Annotated in this window: 6 protein-coding genes; 3 read left to right on the forward strand and 3 right to left on the reverse strand. The window is 49.1% G+C overall.

The window, feature by feature from the left end; genetic code table 11:
• Positions 1-923, forward strand: a 923-nt coding sequence (locus KKE17_12350) for a formylglycine-generating enzyme family protein (protein ID MBU1710789.1), incomplete at its 5' end; no start/stop codon positions are given.
• Positions 924-1,004: 81 nt separating this feature from the next.
• Here the strand turns inward: KKE17_12350 and KKE17_12355 are convergent.
• Together KKE17_12355 and KKE17_12360 are read right to left on the reverse strand one after the other, a co-directional pair.
• Positions 1,005-2,204, reverse strand: coding sequence for a multidrug effflux MFS transporter (locus tag KKE17_12355; GenBank protein ID MBU1710790.1), 1,200 nt, complete (start codon positions 2,202-2,204; stop codon positions 1,005-1,007).
• A 334-nt stretch (positions 2,205-2,538) separates the two neighbouring features.
• Positions 2,539-2,952: a hypothetical protein gene (locus KKE17_12360; GenBank protein ID MBU1710791.1), complete on the reverse strand. Its 414-nt coding sequence runs from the start codon at positions 2,950-2,952 to the stop codon at positions 2,539-2,541.
• Between the two features lie 387 nt (positions 2,953-3,339).
• Between KKE17_12360 and KKE17_12365 the strand changes: the two genes are divergently transcribed.
• Complete coding sequence (locus KKE17_12365) at positions 3,340-3,657, forward strand: hypothetical protein (protein ID MBU1710792.1); 318 nt, start codon at positions 3,340-3,342, stop codon at positions 3,655-3,657.
• 275 nt (positions 3,658-3,932) lie between these two features.
• A complete protein-coding gene (locus KKE17_12370; GenBank protein MBU1710793.1) occupies positions 3,933-4,886 on the forward strand; it encodes an AMIN domain-containing protein in 954 nt (317 codons plus the stop codon).
• Here KKE17_12370 and KKE17_12375 read toward each other — a convergent pair whose 3' ends face one another.
• The gene (locus KKE17_12375; protein MBU1710794.1) at positions 4,887-5,174 is read right to left on the reverse strand and encodes a hypothetical protein; all 288 of its coding nucleotides are present in this window, start codon (positions 5,172-5,174) and stop codon (positions 4,887-4,889) included.
• Between the last annotated feature and the right edge of the window lie 321 nt (positions 5,175-5,495).

Here is a 5,495-nt window from a genome sequence, read left to right on the forward strand (position 1 = left end):
AATGTTGCCGCAAGGGCTGCTCCGCCATAACATCTTTTATGTATGTCAGGATGAACTGCCGGTCTGTTGATGATATGAGAATGAAGATAAAAATTGCCTGCCTGATCGCCATATTTGTGCACACTCCTGTTTTTGCTGCGCAGAAAACGCCAAATCAATCAGTTGATCCTCTATTTCAGTCTGGAACAATTGAAGGATTTGAGATGATAGCAGTCAAAGGTGGTTGTTTCCAGATGGGCAGTAATTTTGGGGCTGCCGATGAAAAACCGGCTCATGAAGTCTGTGTAGATGATTTCTATATCGGCAGGTATGAAGTGACCCAGGGGCAATGGCTGAGAGTTATGGAGGTTAATCCGGCATATTTTGACAGGGGGGATAATTATCCGGTTGAGCAGGTCTCCTGGAATGATGTCCAGAAATTTATTTACAAGTTGAACCTGCAAAATGAAACGTATTCACTGCAGCCTGAAGTCTCAAGTTTATCTGAGGCAGGGCGTTCCAATCGTAAGAGTGGCAAATTTCGTTTGCCAACTGAAGCAGAATGGGAATATGCCTGCCGAAGTGGTGGTAAAAAAGAAGAATATTGCGGTGGTGAAAACGTTGATGCTCTTGCCTGGTATGAATCCAACAGCGGCAGTGCAACCCACCCGGTTGGCACCAGGCAGCCGAACGGCCTGGGGATTTATGACATGAGCGGGAATGTTTGGGAATGGAGTGGTGACTGGTTTGATACGGGCTATTATGCTGCCAGTCCTCGTGATAATCCCAAAGGTTCCAATTTCGGTAAGGACCGCGTGTTTCGTGGCGGGTCGTGGAACTTTAAAGCAAAATATGTGCGCTCTGCTTCTCGCTTCTGGCTCGCTCCAGCCGATCGTCACTATTTCCTCGGCTTTCGCCTTGTTTTGTCAACAGGCGGCAACTGATTACACCACATCACAGTCCTCTCCCATAACTGTGCCCTGCAAATTTTGGGGCTGGTTTCAGGCTACTGGAGTGGATCTCTTTTAAATTTCATGAACATAATGATGGATAGTTCCCCCGGGACCTGCTGCCAAAGCCAGAGCACCGAGTGCGCAGGCGGCGATCCCGCCGAGCATCGCGAGGGGTGATCCGTCCGAGAACAGTCCGATGCCCCCCATGATTACCGCACCGGTCACGAAACGGGCGGTACCTATCAGTGCTGATGCCGAACCGGCCACCGCTCCCTGTCCTTCCAGAGCAAGCACAGTACTGATCGGTACGATCAGTCCGAGAAAGCCATAACCGAGAAAGAGCATGCTGATCAGCAGTTCGATCCGGTCAATACCGAACAGGCTGAAAGTGAAGAGTAGAGACATCATCCCGGCATATCCGTAGAGCGATGTTTTCAGAATCCGGACCAGGCCGAAACGTTTGCCGAGTCTGCCTGCGAGCTGCGCTATCCCGATAAAGGAGATGGCATTTAGCGAAAAAGCGATGCTGTACTGGATCGGGGTCAAACCATAATGGTTGATCAAGACAAAAGAGGAGTTGGCCAGGTAGATGAAAAAGCTGGAGATACCCAGCGCACCTATGGCGACAAGTTGCAGATAGGCGCGGTCCTGCAGAAGTGGCCGGTAATCAGTCCAGAGTCTGCCAAGGTCAATCACTCTCCCTTTGGCAACCGGCCGCGTCTCGGGGAAGCGGAAGGCCAGCAGTGCCAGTCCCGATAGAGCCAGCAGGGTAATGACCCAGAACACACTGCGCCAGCCGCCCCACTCGATAAGCAGACTGCCGGCCAATGGCGCGAGGATGGGAGAAACGCTGAAAACCAGCATCAGTCTTGCCATCAGTTTCACGGCTTCATTGCCGGTGTGAAGGTCCCGGACCACCGCGCGTGGGATGACCATGGCCGCACAGGCGCCTGAACCCTGAATAAATCGGGAGAGAATCAGAATATGGATGGTGGGAGCCAGTGCACAGCCGATGCTGCCGGCAACAAAAAGAACCAGGCCGAAATACATCGGCGGTTTGCGTCCGATCTGGTCTGATAAAGGTCCGTATATGACCTGGCCGACGCCCAAGGACAGGAAATAAACAAGCAGACTCATCTGCACCGCATTCATTGACGTCCCGAGGCTCCGTCCAATCGAGGGAAGCGCCGGCAGGTACATGTCGATTGCAAGAGGGCCCATGGCAGTCAGTAGGCCAAGAACCACGGCTATTCGGAAGTTGGATGTGGGCATGAATGGTGGTTGACTTCCTTGTTTGAAAATGCAAAGCGAAATACCTTCCCCGCAGCTAAAAGTCTCTTGTTGTTCGCTATCCGAAGCCTCACGCTGTTCGCTCTCTGCTGTGGGGAGTTGCAATTCGGTCAGGGACTATGACATTATTTTAAAAAAAAAACAGCCACCTTCAGAAATCAGTGGCTGTTTCATGAATGATTCGGGTTTCGGCCAGGTTCTCGGCGAGTACAAATGGACGATACCTTGAGTCAGGGATGCCCTGATATTCAGGCTGTTAAAAATTTCAGAACAATCCTTCGGACAAAACTCAAATTCCTGGATGGCCAGACTTTATTTATTGGGAAAACTCATGGTTGACCAGATCCACAAACGAATCCATTTCCCGATCGATACGGGAAATGTCGGCCTCTTCTCCAAGGGCGACGAGCAGGTGGAAATGGAGCGTGGCGTTTTTTCCCGAACAACGAATCAGGACCTGTCGTCCGGTAGGGGTTTTGATGGAGAACTGGGAACAGCTTTGCATGCCGGCATATTCTGCGGCATCTTGTGACTGCTGCAAGAGACTGTTGCAGGTGGTGCCGAGTAATTCCAGATCAACAGTTGTGGCGACCAGATCACGCGCCAGCACCTTTCCTTGAGATGAGAGAATTCCACAGGCTGCATAGCCGGGGATCTTTCGCAGGTTGAGGATAAACCCCTGCAGGGTTGTGGCTTTGATGGCCGTCTTTCGTGCACCCGAGTTGCTCATTTTACACCCTGCCCGAAATAAAGAGGAAGAATCAAACAGGGCTGCCTTGAAGGCAGCCGGACCTCAATTGATAAAAAAATATCTGCTTGGATTTAGAATACCATCCGATCTTCAGGGAATCCAGCCCTGCATGTATTATTTGTTATCCGGTTGCCTCCACAGCTGTAGTCTTGCAAAATCTCGGTGATAACCTGGTGTGAGATATTTGAGTTACCGTCACTATTTCATTTTTTATAAAAACAGTTTTGCTGTTTCTTATTCTTTTATCATATACTGTGAGTGAATGTTTTGGCAGTGACTTCCATGACACTGTCAATTATATCGACAGCACTGAGACTGATCTCTCAGAAAAGAAATTCTCATGAATAACCCAAAGAGGTGGTCTGAATGAAAAAAACTATTTCATTTCTTGTTGCATCCTTTGCCATTGCCCTGATGTCGGTTCCTGCTTTCGCAGAAGAGGCCTCTGTCGAGCTTGGAGAGAAACTTTTCAATAACCCGGGACTGGGGGCTTCTCAGAATGCCATCAATTGTAATACTTGCCACCCCAACGGAGAGGGGATGGAAAACGCCGGGGGAAAAGCCAATCTGGTGGCGACGATAAACAGGTGTATAGTCGGACCCCTGAAAGGTGAAGCCCTCAACGAGGAGACGGTGGCAATGCAATCCCTCAAGATGTATATCCAGTCATTGGGCAAAAAATAACTTGCCGTTCATGGAAGTCTGACCTTTGAAAAAGATAGCCACCCTCGGTGTTTTGAAGATGGCTATCTTTTTTTTTAACCTGGATGTTTCACCAGTCGAGCTGCCTGGTAGGAATCCCGAAAGAAAAACAAGTTAGTAGTATCTTTGAAGGAAGGAAGACTACAATCTGATAGAGTTGTCGGTTAGAAAAATTTCTTAGACGCCCGGCTCGGGGATGGGCCTGTAATATTCGGGAAAGAGATCGGAATTAAACTATTTTAAAAATGGGGAAGTGAATGAAGTTAACCAGAGTATTATCAGTGCTGTTGGCCTTGTCTCTACACCTTGCTTTATCATCTTCCGGGGTGGCTTTTGCCAAGGCTAAACCAATGGTTCTTTCCGGTATTGAAATAGAGCGTGGGGATACAGAAACGAAAGTTCGCCTGAAAGCGGACGGAGCTATAAAGGACTACCGCAAAGTCCAGCTCAAGAAAAATGTTGCCGCAGGTCGGCCGGACCGCATCTATTTAGACCTTAAGAACGTGAGGCTTGCAAAACAAATCCCTGTCAAACAGGTAGGAACCGCTCTCGCCCGGGTCAGAACAGCTCGGAGGGGCGATGGGCTCAGAGTGGTGTTTGATTCCAGTCTTGATGAATTGTTTGCGTACACGATCAGCGAACAGCCTGACGGATTGCTTGTTACTATTCGAGAGCCAGCTGCCGCCAATGCAGTCGCTGCCGAAATAATTCCTGAGGAACAACCCGCACCTGAGCCGAATATAGTTGTTATCCCCGTTGCGGAAACAATATATCCGGAACCAAATGCCGCAGGCGACCTGATGCTGTTGATAGTCACCTCGGATTCGCCTGATCATGTCCGGGAATGGTTGCAAGCACCACCCGACGCTAAGATCGGCCTGAAACTTCTGAAAATGGCAAAACCAGGCCAGGAGATTAGTACTTCATTTCTGGTCACCGGGCTTACCCAGGACAGTGACGGAAATTTTTCCTATGTAATCTCATTAACTCTGCTGGACCCATCCGGCAAGCCGATGGTGAGCCAGCCCCGATACGCAAAGGGTGCTGGTAAAGCCCCTGCCCAACCGGTGTTTGTCTTGACTGAGCCGGAACTTGCCCTGATTCTGGACAACTCAGACCCTGTCGGTGAATATAAGATGATCGGCGTTGTCCAGGACCTGATAAGCAACAAGATAAGCCGCAGCAGTACGAGGATAACCCTGACGCAATAATCATGAGAGCTTCAATTCGGAAAAATTGGGGACACATCTTTTCCCCCCCTCCCGGAGGTACTTCTTGGTATCTGCCCGGCCCTTTCTGTGGAAGATCCCGGCCGCAAGGACAGCTGCAGCGTCCGCGGTCTTGACTGCGATTTCACCTTTGTGGCTCTTAATGATGTCGTAGACGATTGAAAGTCCCAGGCCGCTTCTCTTTCCCACCTCTTTGGTCGTAAAGAAGGGGTCGAAAATCCGGGAAAGTTTATCGGCCGGAATGCCGCAACCGGTGTCTTCAATTCTCAGTGTCTTTAGTAGCTATGAAATTTCCGCTATCAGTGTACTCGCACACTCCTGAATCTTTAGCCCTTCCCCCACCCTAAAATATCCAGCCAAAAATTGTTATCCAAACCCTTGACATCGTTTTCTGCAAAACTTATTTTTTCCGCATCAATCTGATAAATCTAATTATATCAGATGGTTATGTTGTTATTTATTAAATATATTTTTATGGAGGTGGAAAAATGATGACTGGATGGAATGACATTGATCGCATGTTCGGAGCAATGGATCTTTTCCATTCTCGGATGAACCGGGTGTTTAATGATTTCGATAGTTCTTATCGGA

It is taken from the genome of Pseudomonadota bacterium (assembly GCA_018823135.1).
In the GTDB taxonomy this organism is placed as follows: Bacteria; Desulfobacterota; Desulfobulbia; order Desulfobulbales; family CALZHT01; genus JAHJJF01.

What these genes read in the sequence shown, in the direction of transcription:
- KKE17_12370 (MBU1710793.1), top strand. Translation starts at nt 3,933, where the DNA reads ATGAAGTTAACCAGAGTATTATCAGTGCTGTTGGCCTTGTCTCTACAC.
- KKE17_12365 (MBU1710792.1), top strand. Translation starts at nt 3,340, where the DNA reads ATGAAAAAAACTATTTCATTTCTTGTTGCATCCTTTGCCATTGCCCTG.
- KKE17_12355 (MBU1710790.1), bottom strand. Translation starts at nt 2,204, where the DNA reads ATGCCCACATCCAACTTCCGAATAGCCGTGGTTCTTGGCCTACTGACT.
- KKE17_12360 (MBU1710791.1), bottom strand. Translation starts at nt 2,952, where the DNA reads ATGAGCAACTCGGGTGCACGAAAGACGGCCATCAAAGCCACAACCCTG.